The 20913-nt window shown below is 73.1% G+C and carries 20 protein-coding genes; 4 read left to right on the top strand and 16 right to left on the bottom strand.

Translation table 11 applies throughout. From position 1 onward, the window contains the following. Window positions 1-2 precede the first annotated feature (2 nt). Both folE and ftsH read right to left on the bottom strand, forming a co-directional pair. Window positions 3-626 (bottom strand): GTP cyclohydrolase I FolE, encoded by a 624-nt coding sequence (gene folE, locus CFP66_RS08345; protein WP_094922364.1) that lies wholly within the window; start codon window positions 624-626, stop codon window positions 3-5. Then, window positions 623-3019, bottom strand: coding sequence for an ATP-dependent zinc metalloprotease FtsH (ftsH, locus tag CFP66_RS08350; protein ID WP_094921938.1), 2397 nt, complete (start codon window positions 3017-3019; stop codon window positions 623-625). Before ftsH ends, folE begins: the two co-directional genes overlap by 4 nt. A 307-nt stretch (window positions 3020-3326) precedes the next feature. Here ftsH and CFP66_RS08355 point away from each other — a divergent pair, with 307 nt between their 5' ends. Then, window positions 3327-4232: a serine protease gene (locus CFP66_RS08355; RefSeq protein WP_198961316.1), complete on the top strand. Its 906-nt coding sequence runs from the start codon at window positions 3327-3329 to the stop codon at window positions 4230-4232. Window positions 4233-4241: 9 nt separating this feature from the next. Here the strand turns inward: CFP66_RS08355 and hpt are convergent, their stop codons facing one another. From hpt to dacB, 4 genes are all read right to left on the bottom strand, one after another. Next, window positions 4242-4805: a hypoxanthine phosphoribosyltransferase gene (hpt, locus tag CFP66_RS08360; protein ID WP_094921940.1), complete on the bottom strand. Its 564-nt coding sequence runs from the start codon at window positions 4803-4805 to the stop codon at window positions 4242-4244. Between the two features lie 30 nt (window positions 4806-4835). Next, window positions 4836-5873, bottom strand: a complete 1038-nt coding sequence (gene tilS, locus CFP66_RS08365; protein WP_094921942.1) for a tRNA lysidine(34) synthetase TilS — start codon at window positions 5871-5873, stop codon at window positions 4836-4838. A gap of 95 nt (window positions 5874-5968) precedes the next feature. Further along, window positions 5969-7039 (bottom strand): zinc-dependent metalloprotease, encoded by a 1071-nt coding sequence (locus tag CFP66_RS08370; RefSeq protein WP_094922367.1) that lies wholly within the window; start codon window positions 7037-7039, stop codon window positions 5969-5971. Between the two features lie 35 nt (window positions 7040-7074). Beyond that, window positions 7075-8502, bottom strand: a complete 1428-nt coding sequence (gene dacB, locus CFP66_RS08375; protein WP_158228046.1) for a D-alanyl-D-alanine carboxypeptidase/D-alanyl-D-alanine-endopeptidase — start codon at window positions 8500-8502, stop codon at window positions 7075-7077. Between the two features lie 149 nt (window positions 8503-8651). Between dacB and CFP66_RS08380 the strand changes: the two genes are divergently transcribed. Then, a complete protein-coding gene (locus CFP66_RS08380; protein WP_094921945.1) occupies window positions 8652-9188 on the top strand; it encodes an inorganic diphosphatase in 537 nt (178 codons plus the stop codon). Between the two features lie 39 nt (window positions 9189-9227). Here CFP66_RS08380 and CFP66_RS08385 read toward each other — a convergent pair whose 3' ends face one another. From CFP66_RS08385 to CFP66_RS08400, 4 genes are all read right to left on the bottom strand, one after another. After that, window positions 9228-9728, bottom strand: coding sequence for a MarR family winged helix-turn-helix transcriptional regulator (locus CFP66_RS08385; RefSeq protein ID WP_233159240.1), 501 nt, complete (start codon window positions 9726-9728; stop codon window positions 9228-9230). A 100-nt stretch (window positions 9729-9828) separates the two neighbouring features. Beyond that, window positions 9829-10071 (bottom strand): hypothetical protein, encoded by a 243-nt coding sequence (locus CFP66_RS08390; protein ID WP_094921946.1) that lies wholly within the window; start codon window positions 10069-10071, stop codon window positions 9829-9831. 100 nt (window positions 10072-10171) lie between these two features. Then, window positions 10172-11392 carry an acetyl-CoA C-acetyltransferase gene (locus CFP66_RS08395; protein WP_094921948.1) on the bottom strand — a complete coding sequence of 407 codons (1221 nt, stop codon included), beginning with the start codon at window positions 11390-11392 and terminating at the stop codon, window positions 10172-10174. Between the two features lie 14 nt (window positions 11393-11406). Further along, window positions 11407-11859 (bottom strand): MaoC family dehydratase, encoded by a 453-nt coding sequence (locus CFP66_RS08400; RefSeq protein ID WP_094921950.1) that lies wholly within the window; start codon window positions 11857-11859, stop codon window positions 11407-11409. A gap of 157 nt (window positions 11860-12016) precedes the next feature. On the opposite strand from CFP66_RS08400, the gene CFP66_RS08405 reads away from it, so the two are divergent. After that, window positions 12017-13351 (top strand): MFS transporter, encoded by a 1335-nt coding sequence (locus CFP66_RS08405; protein ID WP_094921951.1) that lies wholly within the window; start codon window positions 12017-12019, stop codon window positions 13349-13351. Window position 13352: 1 nt separating this feature from the next. On the opposite strand, the gene CFP66_RS08410 is transcribed toward CFP66_RS08405, so the two are convergent. Together CFP66_RS08410 and CFP66_RS08415 are read right to left on the bottom strand one after the other, a co-directional pair. Beyond that, window positions 13353-13790, bottom strand: a complete 438-nt coding sequence (locus CFP66_RS08410) for a hypothetical protein (RefSeq protein ID WP_094921953.1) — start codon at window positions 13788-13790, stop codon at window positions 13353-13355. Continuing rightward, window positions 13787-14755, bottom strand: a complete 969-nt coding sequence (locus CFP66_RS08415) for a ribonucleotide reductase (protein ID WP_198961317.1) — start codon at window positions 14753-14755, stop codon at window positions 13787-13789. The genes CFP66_RS08410 and CFP66_RS08415 overlap by 4 nt, the downstream gene beginning before the upstream one ends. A gap of 132 nt (window positions 14756-14887) precedes the next feature. Here CFP66_RS08415 and surE point away from each other — a divergent pair, with 132 nt between their 5' ends. After that, entirely contained in the window at window positions 14888-15688 is an 801-nt protein-coding gene (gene surE / locus CFP66_RS08420; protein WP_094921955.1) for a 5'/3'-nucleotidase SurE, read from the top strand. 33 nt (window positions 15689-15721) lie between these two features. Here surE and CFP66_RS47075 read toward each other — a convergent pair whose 3' ends face one another. The 4 genes from CFP66_RS47075 to CFP66_RS08440 all read right to left on the bottom strand — a co-directional run bounded on the left by CFP66_RS47075 (window position 15722) and on the right by CFP66_RS08440 (window position 20867). Next, a complete protein-coding gene (locus CFP66_RS47075; RefSeq protein WP_143517171.1) occupies window positions 15722-16111 on the bottom strand; it encodes a hypothetical protein in 390 nt (129 codons plus the stop codon). Window positions 16112-16144: 33 nt separating this feature from the next. Further along, the gene (locus CFP66_RS08430; RefSeq protein ID WP_094921956.1) at window positions 16145-17593 is read right to left on the bottom strand and encodes a fused MFS/spermidine synthase; all 1449 of its coding nucleotides are present in this window, start codon (window positions 17591-17593) and stop codon (window positions 16145-16147) included. A 134-nt stretch (window positions 17594-17727) separates the two neighbouring features. After that, window positions 17728-18876, bottom strand: a complete 1149-nt coding sequence (locus CFP66_RS08435; RefSeq protein ID WP_094921958.1) for an acyl-CoA dehydrogenase family protein — start codon at window positions 18874-18876, stop codon at window positions 17728-17730. Further along, window positions 18876-20867: an acetyl/propionyl/methylcrotonyl-CoA carboxylase subunit alpha gene (locus CFP66_RS08440; protein WP_094921960.1), complete on the bottom strand. Its 1992-nt coding sequence runs from the start codon at window positions 20865-20867 to the stop codon at window positions 18876-18878. Before CFP66_RS08440 ends, CFP66_RS08435 begins: the two co-directional genes overlap by 1 nt. Window positions 20868-20913: the final 46 nt, after the last annotated feature.

Genomic DNA, 20913 nt, shown 5'->3' on the forward strand with positions numbered 1-20913 from the left:
CCTCACCCGTTCCGGATGAGCGACAACGCCTCCGCGCGGGAGGTCGGCGAGGACTGGAGCATGCCCCGCACGGCCGAGGTGGTGGTGCGCGCCCCCGGCTTGCGGATGCCGCGCATGCCCATGCACAGGTGCTCGGCGTCGATCACGACGATGACGCCGCGCGCGTCGAGCTTGCGCATCAGCGCGTTCGCGACCTGCGCGGTGAGCCGCTCCTGCACCTGCGGCCGCCGCGCGTACAGGTCGACGAGACGCGCGAGCTTCGACAGGCCCGTGACACGCCCGTCCACGTTGGGGATGTAGCCGACGTGGGCGGCGCCGTGGAACGGCACCAGGTGGTGCTCGCACATCGAGAACATCGGGATGTCCTTGACCAGGATCAGCTCCTGGTGGTGCTCGTCGAACGTGCGGTCCAGCACCTCGTCGGGATCGGAGTAGAGGCCCTGGAAGATCTCCTCGTACGCGCGCGCAACGCGTGCCGGGGTCTCCCGCAGGCCCTCGCGGTCCGGGTCCTCGCCCACCGCGATCAGCAGCTCGCGCACCGCGGCCGCGGCGCGCGCGTGGTCGACCCCCGGACGGCCGTTCCGCGCCGCTCCCGCGGCCGTGGACCCCTGTGCTGCAGTGCTCAGCGCGAGCCACCCTTGTCGGAGTCGTTCTCCTCGCCGGGGGCGCGCTCGGGCGGCGACGCCTGCTGCTCCGGGACGACCGGCACGTCCCCGGCGCCGTTGCCGTTGGCCGCGGGCGGCGCGGACGGCGGCGGTGCCCACTGCGGCGCCGGCTGCTGGTGGTGCCCCGGCGGCGGCCAGGTCTGCCCGTGCGGGGTCGTGGCCGGGCGCCAGTCGGGCGGAGCACCGTAGTTGTGCGGCACCGAGTTGGGCTGCTGCTGCTGCGGTGGGCCCCACGGCTGCTGCCGGACCGGCTGGCCCGGGTAGGCGGCGGGGAACGGCGGCTGGGCGGGCCCACCGGGGTAGCCGCCGTGCGGCCCCGGCGTGGGCACCGGGCCACCGTTCGGGCCGGGTGCAGGCACACCGTTGCTGCCGCCCGGGTAGGAGCCGACGGGTGCGGGCTCGCGCGCCGGCTCGGTGTGCGGCGGCCACGGCTCGCCGCGCTCGCGGGCCTGCTCGGCCGGCGTCTTGATCGGCGGCTTGTCCGAGGGCGTGCGGTCGCCGAAGTCGTTGAACGCGGTGATCCGCGGCCGCTTCTCCACCCGGTCGAAGATCCGCTCCAGGTCCCTGCGGGTGAGCGTCTCCTTCTCGAGCAGCTCGAACACGAGCTCGTCGAGGATGTCGCGGTAGGTGTTCAGGATCTCCCACGCCTCGGTGTGCGCCGCCTCGATGAGGGCGCGCACCTCCTCGTCGATCTCGTGGGCGACCTCGAGCGAGTAGTCGGCCTGAGCCCCCATCGAGCGGCCCAGGAACGGGTCGCCCTGTTCGCGCCCGTACCGGACGGCACCGAGCCGGGCGCTCATGCCGTACTCGGTGACCATCGCCTTGGCGATCTTGGTGGCCTGGTCGATGTCGCTGGACGCGCCCGTGGTGGGCTCGTGGAACACGAGCTCCTCGGCGCTGCGCCCGCCCATCGCGAACACGAGCCGCCCGATCATCTCGGAGCGGGTCATCAGGCCCTTGTCGTCCTCGGGGACGACGAGCGCGTGGCCGCCGGTGCGCCCGCGCGGCAGGATCGTGAGCTTGTAGACCGGTTCCAGGTCGGGCATCGCCCACGCCGCGAGCGCGTGGCCGCCCTCGTGGTAGGCGGTGATCTTCTTCTCCTGCTCGGAGATGATCTTGCCCTTGCGACGGGGCCCGCCGACGACCCGGTCGACCGACTCCTCGAGCGCGGCACCGTTGATCAGCGTGCCGTTCTCGCGCGCGGTGAGCAGCGCGGCCTCGTTGATGACGTTGGCGAGGTCCGCACCGGACATGCCGACCGTGCGCTTGGCCAGGCTCAGGAAGTCGACGTCGTTCGCGAAGGGCTTGCCCTTCGAGTGCACGGCGAGGATCGCCTGGCGGCCGGCGAGGTCGGGCGCGGCCACGGGGATCTGCCGGTCGAAGCGGCCGGGCCGCAGCAGCGCCGGGTCGAGGATGTCGGGGCGGTTCGTGGCCGCGATCAGGATGATGCCGCCGCGGGCGTCGAAGCCGTCCATCTCGACGAGCAGCTGGTTGAGCGTCTGCTCGCGCTCGTCGTGACCGCCGCCGAGGCCCGCGCCGCGCTGGCGGCCGACCGCGTCGATCTCGTCGACGAAGATGATGCACGGGGAGTTCTGCTTGGCCTGCTCGAACAGGTCGCGGACGCGGGACGCGCCGACACCGACGAACATCTCGACGAAATCGGAACCCGAGATCGTGTAGAACGGCACGCCCGCCTCACCCGCGACCGCGCGCGCCAGCAGCGTCTTACCGGTGCCGGGCGGGCCGTAGAGCAGCACGCCCTTCGGGATCTTCGCCCCCAGCGCCTGGTAGCGGGCCGGGTTCTGCAGGAAGTCCTTGATCTCGTACAGCTCCTCGACCGCCTCGTCGGCGCCCGCGACGTCACCGAAGCTGGTCTTCGGCATGTCCTTGTTGAGCTGCTTGGCCTTCGACTTCCCGAAGGACATCACCCGGTTCCCGCCGCCCTGGGCGTTGTTCATCATCCAGAACAGGATGAGGAGCACCAGGCCGAGCGGGATCAGGTAGATCAGCATCGTCATCAGGAACGAGTCCTGGCGCACCGTCGTGTCGAACGACGGGTTGTTGCCGGCTTCCTCGAGCGAGCTGACGATCGTGCCGGCGGTCTGCGCCGGGTACTGCGTGATGACCTGTGTGTGGCCCTCGAAGGGCTGGGCGAGGGTGAGCCGCAGGCGTTGCTCGCGGTCCTCGAGCTCGGCCTCGGCGACGTTGCCGCTCTCGATCTGCGCGAGAGCGACGGAGGTGTCCACCCGCGTGTAACCGCGTGTGTCATCGAACAACACGCTGAACGTGAAGTAGACCAGGATCGCGGCGAGGATCCAGATCAGCGGGTTTCGGAGCAGGCGCTTACGGTCCATGCAGCTTCGGCCGTGGCGGCCTTCACCCTCCCTGGCGAGTTTCTCCTGCGGAGACCCGGCGCAGCGGACTGACCGGCCCTGAGTCCGCCAGGATAGCGGTCCGGGAGCCGGGCCGCGCCGTCCATGTCCACCGGCGCACCCCTGACGGGTACGTGCACGTTCAACGGATGGACCGGAGCCGGTGTTCCCGCCGGTGAGCAGGGCCGATGGCGGGGGGTATCCCCGCGGCGCCCGCGTCGTTGAGCCACTGGCGGAGGCGGACGACCCGGACGCTCGCGACGACGGCGTCGGTGATGGGGGTAGCACGATGACGGTCAGGGCCCGTGGCATCGCGCTGGCGGTCGCATTGGGTGGCATCGGGCTCGGAGCGGTGGTCGCCCCGGCGGCCGTCGCAGCGCCCGGCCAGAGCGCGCCCGGCGACTGGGCGGCGGCCGACTCCGCGCCGATCCGGCCCGGCGTCGTCACCGACACCGAGGGCGGCGGCTCCTGCACGAGCAACTTCGTGTTCACCAGCGGCGACCGCACGTTCATCGGCCAGGCCGCGCACTGCGCGGGCACCGGTGACGCCACCGAGACCGACGGCTGCGACTCCGGCACCGGCGGCATCGGCACGCCCGTCACCATCAGGGCGGCGGACGGCAGCGACCGCACCGGGCGCCTCGCCTACAGCTCGTGGGTCACGATGCAGGAGAACGGCGAGTCCGACCCGGACGTCTGCGCCTACAACGACTTCGCGCTCGTCGAGATCGCGGCCGAGGACGTGGCCGACGTCAACCCGAGCATCCCGTTCTTCGGTGGCCCCACCGGGATCGACAGGGACGGCGTCGCGCCGGGCGAGCTGGTCTACAGCTACGGCAACTCGCCACTGCGGCTGGGCATCAGCGCGCTCAGCCCGAAGGTCGGCATCAACGCCACCGAAGAGGGCGCGGGCATGTCCCACGAGGTCTACACCCTCACCCCGGGTGTGCCCGGCGATTCCGGCAGCGCGTTCGTCGACGGCTCCGGCTCCGCGATCGGCGTGCTGTCCACGCTGAACCTCGCGCCGCTGCCGGTCAGCAACGGGGTGATCGACCTGGCGACCGCGCTCGACTACGCCGGTACGTACGGCGACGTGGGCGACGTGGAGCTCGCCACCGGCACCGAGCCGTTCGACCCGAGCCCGACCGGCGTCCCCGCCGAGACGCTGGCCGTGCCCACGCTCCCAGCGGGCTGAACGGGCGCCTCAGGCGTACACGGCCGGGTCGAGCGTGCCGATGAACGGCAGGTCCCGATAGCGCTCGGCGTAGTCGAGGCCGTAGCCCACGACGAACTCGTTGGGGATGTCGAAGCCGACGTACTTCACCGGGACGTCGACCCTCACCGCGTCCGGCTTGCGCAGCAGCGTGCACACCGACAGGGACGCGGGCTGACGCGACTCCAGGTTCTTCAGCAGCCAGGACAGCGTGAGGCCGGAGTCGATGATGTCCTCGACGATGAGCACGTCGCGGCCCGCGATGTCGCGGTCGAGGTCCTTGAGGATGCGCACGACACCCGACGACGAGGTGGCCGAGCCGTAGGAGCTCACGGCCATGAACTCGAGCTGCACCGGCACGGGCAGGGCCCGCGCGAGGTCGGTCATGAACATGACGGCGCCCTTGAGGACGCCGACGAGCAGGAGGTCCGAGTCAGGGCCGGAACCGGAGTGTTCCGCCGAGCGGTCGGCCGCGATCTGTGCGGCCAGCTCGGCGGTCTTCTCACGGATGGCCTGCTCGGTGACCAGCGTCGATGCGATGTCACCGTCGTACACGGCGGACGTCCTCCAGCGAGTGTGGTGGGATCAGCCGCCGGGTGGTGGCCAGCGGACGGGGCGCAGGGTGAGCCTGCCACGTGCACGCACCAGCTCCAACCCGCCCGGGAGGGCGACACCACCCCGATCGGGCCCGCGACCTGCGAGGACGTCCGCGGCACGGAGGTGCTCGTCGGTGAGGGCTGTGACGGACGCCGCGGCCAGCCAGGCCCGCAGCACCCGCCGGCGCAGCGCGGGGGGCTCGGACGCGAGCGGGTCGGTGCGCAGCGAACCCGCCCGGTGGGCGGCGCCGGCGCGGGGGTCGGAGGGGACCGTGCCGTCGGGCGGGGCCGGGTCGTGCGCCTGCGCGAGCAGGTCGGCGGCGACGGCGTCGAGGGCGTCACCGTCCTCGCGCAGTTGCCGCGCCGTCCGGGCGAGCGCCTCGGCCACACCGCCCGCGAGGACCTCCTCCAGCAGCGGTAGTACCTCGTGGCGCAGCCGGACCCGGGTGAACCGGGGATCGGTGTTGTGCGGGTCGTCCCAGACGGGCAGGCCGAGCGCGGCGCACGCGGCGCGCGTCACCGTCCGGCGCACCCCGAGCAGCGGGCGGCACCACGGCGCCTCCCAGGCCCGCATCCCGGCGAGCGAGCGGGCCCCCGACCCGCGGCCCAGACCGAGCAGGACCGTCTCCGCCTGGTCGTCGAGGGTGTGCCCGAGCAGCACGGGTGCGTCGGGGTGCGGACGCGCCGCCCGCAGCGCGGCGTAGCGGGCGCGCCTGGCCGCGGCCTCGGTGCCACCCGGCCCGGTGACGTCCACGCGGTGCACGGCCGCCGTCGCGCCCAGGCCGGTGAGCAGCTCCGCGGTGGCCGCCGCCCGCTCGGCGGAGCCGTCCTGCAGGCCGTGATCGACGACGGCCGCGTGCACGCCGCCCCCGCGGACGGCGAGCGCGGCCGCCGTCAGCGCCAGCGAGTCGGCGCCACCGGAGCAGCCGACGAGCAGCGGGACGTCGCTCAGCGGCCCCGGCAGCCGAGCGAGGCCGGAGCGCACCGCGAGCCGCACAGCGGCAACGGAAGGATCAGGCGCACCCAAGCCGCCCTCCCCTCACCAGAACCGCACCTCGGAGCCTTACTGCAGTTTCCCGGCCCCAAGAACAGCAGTAGGGCTCCACAGTGCGTTCGGTGGGGTCAGAGGTTGTGGATGCGACCCAGCCAGGTGCCCGGGTCGGACAGCTCCGCGCGCGTGGGCAGCGTCTGTGGGCTCTCCCAGACGCGGTTGAAGCCCTCCATCCCCGCCGCCAGCACGACGTGGCGGGTGAACGCCGAGCCGACGGCGTACTGGCGCACCTTGGCCTCCACCCCCAGCAGAGCCCGCAGCAGGCGGTCGACGAGGCCACCCCCGCGGCGGCGCACCGTGAACCGGTTGCGGATCGTGGCCACGCTCGGCACGACGTCCGGACCGACGGCGTCCATCACGTGGTCGGCGTGGCCCTCCAGCAGCGTGGTGAGCGCCAGCAGGCGGTCGAGCACCTCCCGCTGCTCCGGGCCCTGCAGCAGCTCCACGACGGCGAGCGAATCGCCACCGGACTCCCGCAGCGAGCGCACCACGTCCGGGAGGCGGTCCAGGACGGCGCTGCGGTCCCCCTGCGCGATCGACAGGAACTTGCCGACCTCGTCGGCGAAGTAGGACCGCAGCCACGGCACCGCCGTGAACTGCAGCCGGTGCGTGGCCTCGTGCAGGCAGACCCACAGCCCGAAATCGGCGCTGGGGACGTCGAGGGCCGTGCGCGCCGCGTGGACGTTGGGCGCCACGAGCAGGAGCCGCCCGCTGCCGTCCGCGCCGCCGAACGGGTCGTACTGGCCCAGGACGCGGCCGCCGAGGTAGGCGACGACGCCGCCGACCTGCAGGCCGGCGGTGCGTGCGGTGACGGCACGCGCGACGCGCGACACCTCGGGCAGCTCCGCCCCGGCCGTCAGCGCCGCCATGCCCGACACCGCGGCCGCGGCCCATGCCCTGCGGTCGACGACGTCGGCGGGCAGCAGGGGCAACCCGTGGCCGAGCCCCGTGACCTCCCGGACGTGCCCTTCCGCGACCGCCGCGTCGGACCGCAGGCGCCGCACCAGCTCGGTGGCCTCCTGCGGGGTGGCGTCCGGGCCGGGCTGCATCAGGCGGCCCGCCGTGCGGCTCGCCAGCTCCCAATCGACCGGGAGCCCGCGCTCCACCGCGGCGCTCGGGCTGGGCTGGGATTCCTCGGTCACGTGCGACACCCGCCCCACGCTACGCACCGGATGCGTCAGCCGGCTGCGGAGCAACCGCAGCGGCTGAGGTCGGCCGCCATCTCGTCGTGCAGTGGGCGGACGTCACCGGGGTTCGCGCCGTTGGACATCAGGGCGAAGACGAGCAGGCGCCCGTCCGTGTCGGTGACGATCCCGGCGAGGCTGCTCACCCCGGTGAGCGAGCCCGTCTTGGCCCGTACGACGCCACGACCGAGCGCCGCGTCACCGTCGCGGGCGTACCGGTTCACGAGCGTGCCGCTGCCGCCGGCCACCGGGAGGCCGGACAGGATCGGACGCAGGAACTGCGGCTCGAGCGGGTTCTCGGTGGGAGCCGCCGCGGCGGCGAGCACGGCGCCGAGCAGCTGCGGCGGCACCTTGTTGAGGGTGGACATCCCGCTGCCGTCGACGAGGTGGGCGTCCGCCGGGTCGATACCCGCCTGCCGGAGTGCGGCGAGAACCTGGCGCGCCGCACCGTCGAAGGAGCCCTCGTCGTCACGGGCGATCGACACCTCGTGGGCGAGCATGTCGGCCAGCGTGTTGTCCGAGGTGCGCAGGGCGTGCTCGACCAGCTCCACGACCGGCGCCGACGACACCGAGGCCAGACCCACCGCACCCGGAGGCGCCGTGCCCTCGTCGACGGTGTCCACGCCCAGCTCCTCGGCGAGCGCCCGACCGGCGCCCAGCGCCGGGTCCTCGACGCGCGGCCCGTCCTGCAAGCCGGGGTCGACACGACCACCGTCGACCATCAGGGGCTCGATCGGGGTGATGTACCCGGCCGCGATGTCGCCGGGGAGCCAACCTTCGGCGAGCTGCGGGCCCGAGTACCGGCTCGTGTCGACCAGGACGGTGTCGATCTCCCCCTGCACGTTCGCGCGCACCTCGTCGGCGAGCTCGCTGACCCGCGGCGCGTCCGGGTAGAGGCTCTCCTCGCCCTCCGGCAGCGCGGTGAGCGTGGGGTCACCGCCCCCGACGAGCACCACCGTGCCCGGCTCCGCCCCGGCCACGACCCGGGTGTCCAGCCGGTCGGTGGGGTTGAGCGTGAGCAGCGCCGCCGCCGCGGTGAGCACCTTCCCGGTGGACGCCGGGACGAGCGCGCGTTCCGGCGTGTGGCTCCACAGCTGCGCTCCGCTGGCCGGGTCGATGACGACGCCGGCGAACTGCCCCGGCATCTCGTCCGCGGCGGGGTCCAGCACGTCACGCAGCCCGGCGGTGCTCGGCGTGGGCGCGTCGGCCGCCAGCGGGCGAAGGGCCGCCTGCGGCACCGGTGGCGCGAGTTCGGTCACTTCCTCGACCAGGCCCAACCGCTGCACGAGCGCCGGGCTGGTGAGCGCGATGGCCCCGCCGGCCGCGCCGGCGAGGGCGAACACCGCGAGCACGGCGACACTGCGTCGCGCTCCGGGACCGGGAAGTCGCAGCGTGTCACCGATCCGTTGCCCGAGACCCACGCGCACGCTCCTCCACGTCGTCCGGTGCCCCCGCGATGTCGGCACCGCCGGCGCCGTCCCCCACACTAGAGCCAGGCGCCGGAGCCGGTCGCCCGACCGGTACCGGCACCCCATCGACCGACCGCACAGACCCGCAGGAGAGAGCGCCAGTGGACTTCGACGTCACGATCGAGATCCCCAAGGGCGGCCGCAACAAGTACGAGGTGGACCACAAGACGGGACGCATCCGGCTCGACCGGACGCTGTTCACCGCCACCCAGTACCCGGCCGACTACGGGTTCATCGAGGACACGCTGGGGGAGGACGGCGACCCGCTGGACGCGCTGGTGCTCGTGCAGGAGCCCACGTTCCCCGGGTGCCTGATCCGCTCCCGCGCGATCGGCATGTTCCGGATGAAGGACGAGAAGGGCGGGGACGACAAGGTCCTCTGCGTCCCGAGCGACGACCCGCGCCAGGAGCACCTGCGCGACATCCATCACATGCCCGAGTTCGACCGGGCGGAGATCCAGCACTTCTTCGAGATCTACAAGACCCTCGAGCCGGGCAAGAGCGTCGAGGGCGCCATGTGGGTGGGCCGGGCCGACGCCGAGCGCGAGATCAAGGCGTCGTGGCAGCGGGCCAGGGACCACGAGGCCGAGGAGCAGGCGGCCGCGGAGCGCGAGGCCGAGGCGCGCGAGGACCACTGAGCCGCCCCACGGCTCGGGGCGCCTCCTCGGGGCGCCTCCTCAGGGGAGGCCCCCGGCCGCGGCTTCGACCGGCCGTGCCGGGGGCCGCATGCTGCTCTTCGCGAAATCGCTGGTGAACCGGCCGAGGAGCTCCGCCAGCTTCCGGCGCTCGTCCACCGGCCAGTCGTCGAGCATCTCGGCGATCCGCTCGATCCGCACCCGGCGGTTCTCCTCGAAGACCCGCCGCCCCTCGTGGGACGCGGCGAGCAGGGTGGCCCTGCCGTCCTCGGGATCGGTGGTGCGCTCGACCAGGCCGAGCCGCACCAGGTGCGCCACCTGGCGACTGATCGTCGACGGGTCGGAGTGGACCGCTTCGGCGAGGGCCCCCGCGCGGCGCGGCCCGTCCTTCACGAGGTGGACGAGCAGGAGGTAGGTGGCGCGCTCCACCGCATCGGGATGGTCGGCGTGGTACTGCGCCTGCTTGCGCTCCATCAGGCGGACCAGCCGGATGAGCTGGCCGCTCACCTCATCGGCGAGGGCGAGGTCGTCGTCGGACGGCACGGCGCGCTCCTGAGGCTGCTCGCGGGCGGGGCGGAAAGAACTTGACTCGCGCAAGCGTGTACCGGAACCCACCGCGACGGCAACTCCCCGCGCTGTGACGTCAGCCGAGGGCCGCGCGCCCGGCCGAGGTGACCCGCGCAGGCCCCAGCGGACGAGCGGGGTCGGGCTCGTGGACGAGCCCGGCGGCCACGAGCCTGCGGCCCGCGGCCGAATCGGCGCAGACCAGGCCGTCGACCAGCAGCAGCGGTGCCCACCCGGCCCCGAGCTGGCAACGACCCTCCGCGACGGCCCGCAGCACCGCCTGGTCCCGGCGGCTCAACGTGGACGTCTCCGCGCCCGGCATCTCCCTCGACTCCCCTCGCGCTCGGCGATCCCTCACAAGGGGTGTCGTACCTCCCGCGTGCGGCGTTTCACACCACGCCACCCGAGCGGGGCACAGGGCGTCAGGCTGCGTTCACCCGTTCGACGACCGCCGCGAGGCCCTGGCCGCCACCGATGCACATCGTCTCGAGGCCGTAGCGGGCGTCGCGGCGCACCATCTCGCGCGCCATCGTGGCGAGGATCCGCCCGCCGGTGGCCCCGACCGGGTGCCCCAGCGAGATGCCGGACCCGTTGACGTTGACGCGCTCGAAATCGTCGGGAACGAGCTTCCACTCCCGCGTGCAGGCCAGCACCTGGGCGGCGAAGGCCTCGTTGAGCTCGATCAGGTCGACGTCGGACAGCGTCAGCTCGGCGGTGGCGAGCGCCTTGGCGACGGCGGGCACCGGGCCGATCCCCATGGTGGCGGGCGGCACGCCGCCGATGCCCCACGACACGATCCGGACCAGCGGCCGCAGCCCCAGCTCGGCGGCCTTCGCGGGATGGGTGACGACGCAGATGGCGGCGCCGTCGTTCTGACCGCTGGCGTTGCCGGCGGTGACCGTGGCCTCCGGGTCGTCGCGGCCCAGGATGGGGCGCAGGCCGGCGAGCTTCTCCACCGACGAGTCGGCGCGGATGTGCTCGTCGGCATCGACCACGGTGTCGCCCTTGCGGCCCTTCACGGTGACGGGAACGATCTCGTCGGCGAACCGCCCCTCGTCCCGCGCGGCCGCGGCGCGGCGGTGCGAGCGGACCGAGAACTCGTCCTGCTCCGCCCGGGGGATCGAGTACTCGCGGCGCAGGTTCTCGGCGGTCTCGAGCATGCCGCCCGGCACCGGGAAGTTGACCCCGCCCGCCGTGACGCGCCCGCGCGCCAGCGCGTCGTGCAGCATCACGCCGGGCCCGCTCTTGGAGCCCCAACGCATCGCCGTGGAGTAGAACGGCGCGTTCGACATCGACTCGGCGCCACCGGCCAGCACCAGCTCCGACGCCCCCGCCTGGACCTGCATGGCCGCGTAGAGCACCGCCTGCAGGCCGGAGCCGCAGCGCCGGTCGATCTGCAGGCCGTTGACGCTCACCGGCAGGCCGGCATCGAGCGCCGCCACCCGCCCGATCGCGGGAGCATCCATCGTGGGGTAGCAGTGGCCCAGCACCACGTCGTCCACCTCGTCCCCCGGCAGACCCGTGCGCTCCAGCAGGGCCCGGATCACGGTGGCCGCGAGCTCGTGGGCCTGCACGTCGCGCAGCGCACCGCCGAACCCGCCCACCGGGGTCCGCAACGGCTCGCAGATCACAGCATCGCGCATCGCAAGAACCTCTCTCAGACGTACCGTCGGGTGAGCCACTCGGCGACGAGAGCGGGCCGCTCGGAGCCCTCGATCTCGATCGTCACCTTCGTGGTCAGCTGGACGCCACCCTCGACGTCCGCCACGTCGACCAGCTCGGCGCCGGCCCGTACCTTGCTGCCGACCGGCACCGGCGAGGTGAACCGCACCTTGTTCAGCCCGTAGTTGACGCCCATCTTCGTGCCCTCGACCTGGAAGGTCTGCGCGACGAGCACGGGCAGCAGCGAGAGCGTGAGGAACCCGTGCGCGATCGTGGCACCGAAGGGCCCCGCCTCCGCCCGTTCCTGGTCGACGTGGATCCACTGGTGGTCACCCGTGGCGTCGGCGAACGTGTCGATCTGGGACTGGTCCACCGTCACCCAGTCGCTCACCCCGAGCGTCGACCCCACCGCCGCACGCAGCTCGTCGACCCCGTTGAAGACGCGCATCCTTCGCTCCGATCCTCGGCCTCCCGGTCACCCTGCCACAGGTGACCGAGGGGATCGGTGCGTGAGATCGAGCACCTCTTGACACTCCCGCGCCACGAGTCGAATCTGGGAAACGGTTCTAGAGCGCGATTCGGAATCGGGCGACGAGGAGGTCGCGATGGGTCCGCGGTACGTGCGCCTGCTCGACGAGTACCCCACCGGCCGTCGGCGGCTGCGCATCCTCGGCATGGCCGTCCTCGCCAGCCTGATCTGCTCCTACGAGGGCCAGATCGCACCCGTGGTCCCACTGCTGCTCGAGGACCTGGAGATGTCCCTCGCCACCTACGGCGCGATCTCCGCGGTCGCGGCCGTGGCCGGTGCGGTGGCAGGGATCGTCGGCGGGCGGTACACCGACAAGGTCGGCCGGGTGCGCCTGCTGATCCCGCTGATGGTGCTCACCGCGCTGTGCTGCTTCTGGATGGCGCTGGTCCGCACGCCCGGCCAGTTCTTCGCCGCCAAGGCGGCGATGTCGTTCATCGAGGGAGCCGCGATCGCCTGCACGGCCCCGCTGGTGCGCGACTTCTCGCCGCGGATGGGCCGCGCGCAGGCGTTCGGGTTCTGGACGTGGGGTCCGGTCGGGGCGAACTTCCTCGCCGCCGCGATCGCCGGGCTCACGCTGCCGCTGTTCGGTGGCGCCTGGCAGTCCCAGCTCGTGATCATGGGCGCGGTCTCGCTGGTGGCCTCGGTGGTGATCGCGACCAACATCGCCGAGCTGTCGCCCGCGCTGCGCGCGAAGGTCGTGCAGACCGAGCACAGCGCGGTGACCGTGGTCGACGAGGCACGTCCGGCGCTCGCCCGCGCGCTGTTCACCCACCCCACGATGTGGGCGCACGTCGTGGGCATCGCGTTCTGGCTCGTGCTCTACCTGACGCTCACGCTCTTCGGCCAGACGATGCTCGTGCAGACCTTCGAGATGGGCACCGCGCAGGCCTCCGCGGTGATGACGGTCTTCTGGGTCCTCAACCTGGTGACGCTCGTCGTGGCGGGTCGGTGGTCGGACCGGGTGCAGCTGCGCCGCCCGTTCGCGCTCGGCGGCACGATCGCGGGCCTGGCCGTGCTGCTGTTCTTCGTGTCCGTTCTCGGGCAGCCCACGGTGTCGCTGCCGGTCCTCATGGTCACCGGCGTGGTGCTGGGCGGCGTGCTCGGCGCGGCCTACTCGCCGTGGATGGCCAACTTCTCCGAGGACGCCGAGAACATCGACCCTCGCTTGCAGGGCACGGCGTGGGGCATGTTCTCGTTCCTCGTCAAGGGGATGGCCGTGGTCGTGCTGCTCGTGGTGCCGCACGTCGTCGCGGCCACGAGCTGGCAGTTCTGGATGGCGTGCACGGCCGGGTGCATGGCGCTGTTCGCCGTGGCGATCTGCTTCTTCGGCGGGCCGTGGCGCAACCCCCCGCGCGACGAACGGCACTCCCGTCGGCTGGGTAGCGACGGAAGTGCCGTTCGTTCGACGTAGGTCAGGTCGCCCGGGCCGGGACGCGGCCTATCGCCGCCAGCGACTCCACCACGAAGTAGATCATCCGGAAGAAGGCCAGCACGTCGCCGCGCTCCAGCCGGATGCGCCGGTACATCACCAGCCGCCCGGCGTCGGCGCCGTCGCGCAGCTCCTGCCAGACCGCGAGCGGGGCGGCGAGCACGTACGAGGCGGTGGCGACGGCATCGGGTCCGGCGATCTCGGCACGGGTGCAGCGACCCTGCTCCCACTCGAGCAGCAGGTGCGCGGGCAGGTCGGTGGCCACGAGCGCCCACACACCGTCGTGCGGGGCGCGGGCGTTGTCGATCCACTCCCAGTAGGTGGGCAGCTTGCCGGCGCGCACGTCGTCGTCCGGGCCGCGGTCGACCGCCTCGCGGACGGCCTGGGCCCAGTCGGGCGCGAACAGCGTCGGTGCAGTCATCCGCCCGCCACCTCCGGCTCGATCTGCTGGATCTTCTCCTGCAGGTCGGGCGGCAGGTCGATGCCCACGTCCGAGAGCTTCATCGACAGCTGCCGGATCATCAGCCGACGCACCTCCTCCGGGGTCCAGCCGAGCGCCTCGAGGGCGAGCCTGCGGCTCACGGCGCCGTTCATCGCGAGGATCGTGCGCAGCGTCTCGTGGATCTCACGCAGCAGCGGCGGGTCGGCCCGCACCGCGTCACGCAGGAACCGCATCCCGCCCTGGACGTGGCGCGCCTCGTCGCGACAGGTGGCCGTGAAGCCCGCGTAGTAGGCCGGCAGCAGACCTCGCTCGCGGCAGTAGGTGAGGGTGATCTTCATGACCGACAGGGCGAGCACGCCCTCGATCCACAGGAAGTAGGTGGTGCCGTAGCGCACGCGTGCCGCCGGGTCCTCCGGGTCGCGACGCAGCTCGTCGGCCTGGTAGGCGAGCAGCCCGAACGGGCCCACGAACGTCTCCGAGATGTGCGGGAACGACGCGTCGAGCACGTCCTGCACGCTCTCGCCCGCCAGCCCGACGACCTCGCGGTAGAAGCGGTCGAAGAAGATCGTGTGCCGGGCCTCGTCCTCGATCTGGCTCGACATGTAGATCTTCGACTCCTCGCTGCCGGCCAGCATGAACACCGGCAGCTCCACCTCCACCTGGCGCTCGCCGTGGTGGAAGCCCGAGGAGATGGCCACGAACGCGTCGCGCTCCTCCTGCGTCATGCGGGTGCGCCAGTCGAGGACGTCCTGGCCGAAGTCGAGCTCGTAGACGTCCCAGCGCTGGCGCAGGTAGCGCCGGTAGAGGTCCAGGTAACCGGGCAGCTTCTTCAGGTCGGCGTGCACGTAGTCGAGCACGTCGTCGATGTCGACGTCCCGGATCTCGGCGAGGGTGGACGCGTCCACCGCCTCCTGCCGCAGGACGGTGTGCTGTTCGATGGTCATGAACGCCACTCCTCTTCGTCGAGGCCGGCAACGCCGTGACCCGCATCCTAGAACCAGATTCGCCGATGCTGAACCCCGTGAGCGTCATCGCGACGCCGTCCGACGGCCACCTCGCTCGCCTACGGTGGACCTGTGGCCTCTTCCCGACGTCTTCGCGCCCTGATCACCAACGACGACGGCATCGAGTCGCCGGGCCTGTGGGCACTGGCGTCGGCAGCCCGGGACGCGGGGTTCGACGTGGTGGTCGCCGCCCCGCACGTCGACGCGAGCGGCGTGGGCGGTTCGGTGCTCGCGGTGCGGGAGGACGGCCGCACCCGGCTGCACCGCCGCGAGCTGCCCGAACTGGCCGACGTTCCCGCGTTCGCCGTGGAGGGCCACCCGGCGTTCATCGTGCACGCGGCCGGTCGCGGCTGGCTCGACCCCGAGCCCGACGTGGTGCTCTCCGGCATCAACATCGGCGCGAACCTCGGGCACTCGGTGCTGCACTCCGGCACCATCGGCGCCGCACTGGCGGCGTCCCTGCACGGCTGGCGCGGGCTGGCCGTCTCGCTGGGCACACCCGCGGTCACGCCGCAGCGCCCGCACTGGGAGAGCGCGCTGAAGCTGCTGCCCGACGTCTTCGACCTGCTGCTGGCCTCCCCCGACGCCACCGTCCTGTCGCTCAACGTGCCCGACGTGCCCGTCTCCGAGCTGCGGGAGCTGCGCGAGGCGCGGCTGGCCCGCTTCGGTTCCGTGCAGGTTCGGGTCGACCACATCGCGGGCGACGACAACGACCTGCTCCACTCGCACGCCGCGGAGCTCGCGACCCCGCCGGAGCCGGGCACCGACACGGCGCTGCTCGCCGCGGGGCACCCGACGATCACCGAGCTGCAGTCGGTGTCCGACCGGCCCGGCCTGCTCGACGGCGCCGACATGGACAGGCGAGCGGGCTGACCCGTCGGGCGCCTCGGCCGAGCGGGCGGCGGATCAGTGCTCGTCGGCGCCGGTGAGCTCGTGTTCGAGCCGGTCGGCCACCTCGACGACGAGCCGGAACGAACGGTCGAAGCCGTCCAGCGCCGTGTCTCCGAGCGGGATGGAGTGGCGGAACAGCACCAGCCCGTCCACGGCCACGGCACCACCGGCCACGCACTCGCCGGCCAGCTCGAGCATCCGGGTGAGGTCGATGTCGGCCGCACGCCCGATCGGTGAGGTGATCTGCGCCCACGGGTGGTCGTCCTCGCCGGTGACCGGCCTGACGGCCACGATCTGCGTGCGGTCCTCCCGCGTGGGCAGGCGGAACCACAGCTCGCCGCCGACCTGTCTCATGATCTCGTAGCGCACCCGCACGAACGCCACGAGGTCGTCCCATTCCGCCACCCCGCCACCTCCCTTGCGCGGACCGTACCGGGGTCAGCTCATGAGCTGGTCCACCGGTGCCCGGTCGTCGGTGAGCACCCGGGCATCGCCTGCGAATCGGCGTGCTCCCTCATCGCCCCGCACCGAGCCCGGCTCGCCGCGCGCCGCTGCCCGATCGGCGAGCGCGGCCACGTCGATGGGCAGGTCCGAGGCCACCACGACCGCGTTCCCCCCGCCGCCGGGCGCGAGCTGCTCGGGACGCGCCAGCAGCGCGACGTGCGGGAACCGGGCGGCGAGCGTGGCCAGCTCGGCCGCGAGCAGGTCCCAGGGTTCGTGGTCGATCACGTTCAGCACGTAGATGCCGTCGTGGCGCAGCACCCGGTGCACGTCCGCGGCGAACTCGGCGGTGGCCAGGTGCCAGGGCACCGAGCGGGCGCCGAACGCGTCGCCCACCACCACGTCCGCCGACGCCGACGGCAGCGCGGCGAGCAGGCTGCGCGCGTCCCCGATCCGCGTGTCGACCCCGGGGATCTCCGCGACGCCCAGCTCCCGGCGTCCCAGCTCGACGACGCCCGCATCGACCTCCAGCACCGTGGACGCCGAGCCGGGACGCGTGGCGGCGAGGAAGCGGGGCATCGTGAAACCGCCTCCGCCCACGTGCACCGCGTCGAGCGGCACGCCCGGCGCGAACGCGGTGTCGATCACGTCCGCGAAACGCTGCGTGTAGGCGAACTCGAGGTGCGTGGGATCGGCGAGGTCGATCGCCGAGTGGCGCAGGTCGTCGAGGACGAGCACCCGCGCGTGCGGGTCGGCCGGGTCGGTCTCCACGCTGGCGCAGTAGTAGACCGTGTCGACGTCGCACCGCCCCGGCACCGCCACCAGCGCGGCGGCGAGCACGGCGGCGGTGACCGCGGTGCCGACGACCGCGTTCCGCGTGCGCTCGACGGCGGTGAAGGCCGCCATCAGCAGGCACGCCGCCGCCGTGACCAGCAGGATCACCGCCACGGGCAGCAGCGCGACCAGCACGAACCCGGTGAGGAACACCCCGGCGAGCGACCCGACCGTGCCCGCGGCGGACAGCCCCCCGATCACCGCGCCGGCGCCCTCCACCTGCGCGATCCGGGCGCGCGTGACCGCGGGCGTCACCATCGCCAGGGCCGTGACCGACACCAGCGTGGACGCCGCCACCAGAACGACCGCGGCCAGCGGCCCGGGACCCAGCGCCGGCCCGAGCACCCGCACCAGCGGCCGGACCGCGAGCACCCCGAGCCCGCCCACGGCGAGCGCACCGGCCGCCACCCGCCGCGGCGGCAGCACGTCGGCCCACCGCCCGCCCAGCGACGCACCGGCGGCGATGCCCGCGAGCGCCACGCCGATGACGGCCGAGGTCGACTCGAGGGTCAGCCCGACGTACGGCGCCACGAGCCGCGTCGCCAGCGTCTCGACGACCAGGATCGCGGCACCGCTCACGAGTACGACGATCCGGGCGAACAGGGCGTTCACCCCACCATCCTCGCGCCCACCCCCGCGCCGCCCCCGCCCGGCCCCAGGTTCAGGAAAGCCACTTTCATGAACCTGCAGGACAGGAAAGTGGCTTTCCTGAACTTCTGGAGCCTTCCGGAGCCTTCCGGGGCCGGCTAGAGGCCCAGCTGCCTCGCGATCAGCATCCTCTGGACCTCGCTCGTGCCTTCGCCGATCTCCAGGATCTTCGCGTCCCGGTAGAAGCGGCCCACCGGGTACTCGTTCATGAAGCCGTAGCCGCCGAAGACCTGGGTGGCGTCGCGGGCGTTGTCCATCGCCGCGTTGCTCGCCACGAGCTTGGCGATCGCCGCCTCCTTCTTGAACGGCTCGCCACGCAGCATCTTCGCCGCGGCCGCGTAGTAGGCCAGCCGGGCGGTGTGGGCCCGCACCTCCATGTCGGCGATCTTGAACTGGATGGCCTGGTAGCTGCCGATCGGCGCGCCGAACGCCTCGCGCTCGCGGGCGTAGCGCACCGACTCGTCCACGCACCCCTGCGCGAGCCCGACCGACAGCGCGGCGATCGCGACGCGCCCCTCGTCGAGGATCGACAGGAACTGCGCGTACCCGCGGCCGCGCTCGCCGAGCAGGTTCTCCGCCGGCACGCGGCAGTCGTCGAAGAACAGCTCGCGGGTGTCGGAGGAGGACCAGCCGACCTTCGAGTACTTCTGGGAGACGCGGAACCCCGGGGTGCCGGCCGGCACGACGATCGCGGAGATCTCCTTGCGGCCGTCGTCCTGGGTGCCGGTGATCGCCGTGACGGTGACGATCGAGGTGATGTCGGTGCCCGCGTTGGTGATGAACGCCTTCGAGCCGTTGATCACCCACTCGTCGCCGTCGAGGCGGGCCGTGGTGCGGGTGGCGCCCGCGTCGGACCCGCCGCCGGGCTCGGTGAGGCCGAAGGCGCCCAGCTTCGTGCCGGCCGCGAGCTCGGGCAACCACCGGCGTTTCTGCTCGGCGGTGCCGAAGCGGTGCAGCGGCATGGCGCCCAGCGAGACGCCGGCCTCGAGGGTGATCGCCACCGACGAGTCGACGCGGGCGAGCTCCTCCAGCGCGAGGCAGAGGGCGAAGTAGTCACCGCCCATGCCGCCGTGCTCCTCGTCGATCGGCAGCCCGAACAGGCCCATCGCTCCCATCCGCGCCACCAGCGCGTACGGGAACTCGCCGCGCTCGTAGAGCTCGCCGATGACCGGCGCCACCTCCTTGCGGGCGAAGTCCTCGACGGTGGCCCGCAGGGCCTCGTGCTCCTCGCTGGGTGTGAGGTCCATCAGTTCCCCTCCGGGTTCGGCGGTTCGACGACCAGCAGCACGGCGTCCTTCGCGACCGTGCCGCCCGGCCGGGCACGCAGGTCGCGGATCACCCCGTCGACGGGGGCGGTGAGCACGTGCTCCATCTTCATGGCTTCGACGACGACCAGCCGGTCGCCTGCCGCGACCGCCTGCCCCTCGGCCACCTCGACCGCGGTGACGGTGCCCGGCATCGGCGAGAGCACCGGGCCGCCCGCACCGCTCTCGGCCGACGTCGCCGCGTCGAGCGGGGCCTGCTCGCGGATGCCCCACGCGCGCCCGTCGCGGCCGAGCCAGAGCGTCTCGCCGTCGAGTGCGCAGGCATAGGTCCGGGTGACGCCCTCGACCGTGACGGACAGCGCGTCGCCGTCGCGGCTCGCGGTGCACGGCACGGGCCCGGTGTCCCCGACCGCGACCTCGGCAGCGGCGGCGCGCCCGCGGATGCGCACACCGACCGGCTCGTGGCCGCTCGCGGTCATCCGCCACGTCGTCCACGCGCGCTCACCGACCCGCCACCCGCCGGGCACGTCGAACGGGTCGACCACGGCGCCGCTCGGTTCCAGCTCCAGCAGGGCGTGCGCCGCGGCCGCGACGAGGACGTCGGCCGGGAGGTCGGCGGCGCTCCAGTCGGCGAGCCTGCGCCCGACGAGGCCGGTGTCCAGGCGCGCCTCCCGGACGTCCGGGTCGGCGAGCAGGGCGCGCAGGAAGCCGATGTTGGTGTCGAGCCCGAGCAGCACGGTGTCGCGCAGCGCGGCGTCCAGGCGACGCAGGGCCTGCGCCCGGTCCTCGCCCCAGGCGATCACCTTGGCGAGCATCGGGTCGTAGTCGCTGCCGACCACGGTGCCCGTGCCGATCCCGGAGTCGACGCGGATCCCCGCACCGTGGGGCTCGCGCAGGGCGAGGACGCGCCCGCCGGTGGGCAGGAACCCCGCCGCCGGGTCCTCGGCGTAGACCCGCGCCTCGACCGCGTGGCCGGACAGCCGCACGTCGTGCTGACCGATCGGCAGGGGTTCGCCCGCCGCGACCCGCAGCTGCTGCTCCACCAGGTCCATCCCGGTGACGAGCTCGGTGACCGGGTGCTCCACCTGCAGCCGGGTGTTCATCTCCATGAAGTAGAAGCGCTCGGGGTCATCGGCTCCGACGATGAACTCCACGGTGCCGGCCCCGGTGTAGCCCACCGCGCGGGCCGCCTCGACGGCCGCGGCGCCCATCGCCTCCCGCTGCGCGGGCGTGAGCAGGGCCGACGGGGCCTCTTCCACGATCTTCTGGTGCCGCCGCTGCAGGCTGCACTCGCGCTCGCCGAGGTGCACGACGGTGCCGTGGGCGTCGGCGAGCACCTGGATCTCGATGTGCCGGGGCGTGGTGACCAGGCGCTCGACGAGCAGCGTGTCGTCACCGAAGGAGCCGCGGGCTTCTCGTCGTGCCGACGTGATCGCCTCGGCCAGGTCCTCGTGCCGGTGCACCTCGCGCATGCCCTTGCCGCCGCCGCCCGCGCTCGGCTTGAGCAGCACCGGGTAGCCGATCCCGGCGACGGCGTCCGCGAGCTCGTCGTCGGACAGGCCCGCGCCGTCGGAACCGGGGACCACCGGCACCCCGGCCTTCGCCACCGTGGCCTTGGCCGCGATCTTGTCGCCCATCGCCTCGATCGCCGACGCGGGCGGCCCGACGAACACGACCCCGGCGTCCACGCAGGCCGCCGCGAACGCGGTGTTCTCCGAGAGGAACCCGTAGCCCGGGTGGATCGCCTGCGCCCCGGTGACGCGCGCAGCCTCCAGCACGGCCGGGATCGAGAGGTAGCTCTGCCCGGCCGGGGCGGGCCCGATCCGCACGGCGGTGTCGGCCATCCGAACGTGCGGCGCACAGGCGTCGGCATCGGAGTACACGGCGACGGACCGGATGCCGAGGCGACGCAACGTGCGCAGCACGCGCACGGCGATCTCGCCCCGGTTGGCGACGAGCACGGTGTCGAACACACACCCTCCTGACGACGGCCCTGTACGAACGGCACTTTGGTCCGAT

This window comes from Pseudonocardia sp. MH-G8 (genome assembly GCF_002262885.1).
In the GTDB taxonomy this organism is placed as follows: Bacteria; Actinomycetota; Actinomycetes; order Mycobacteriales; family Pseudonocardiaceae; genus Pseudonocardia.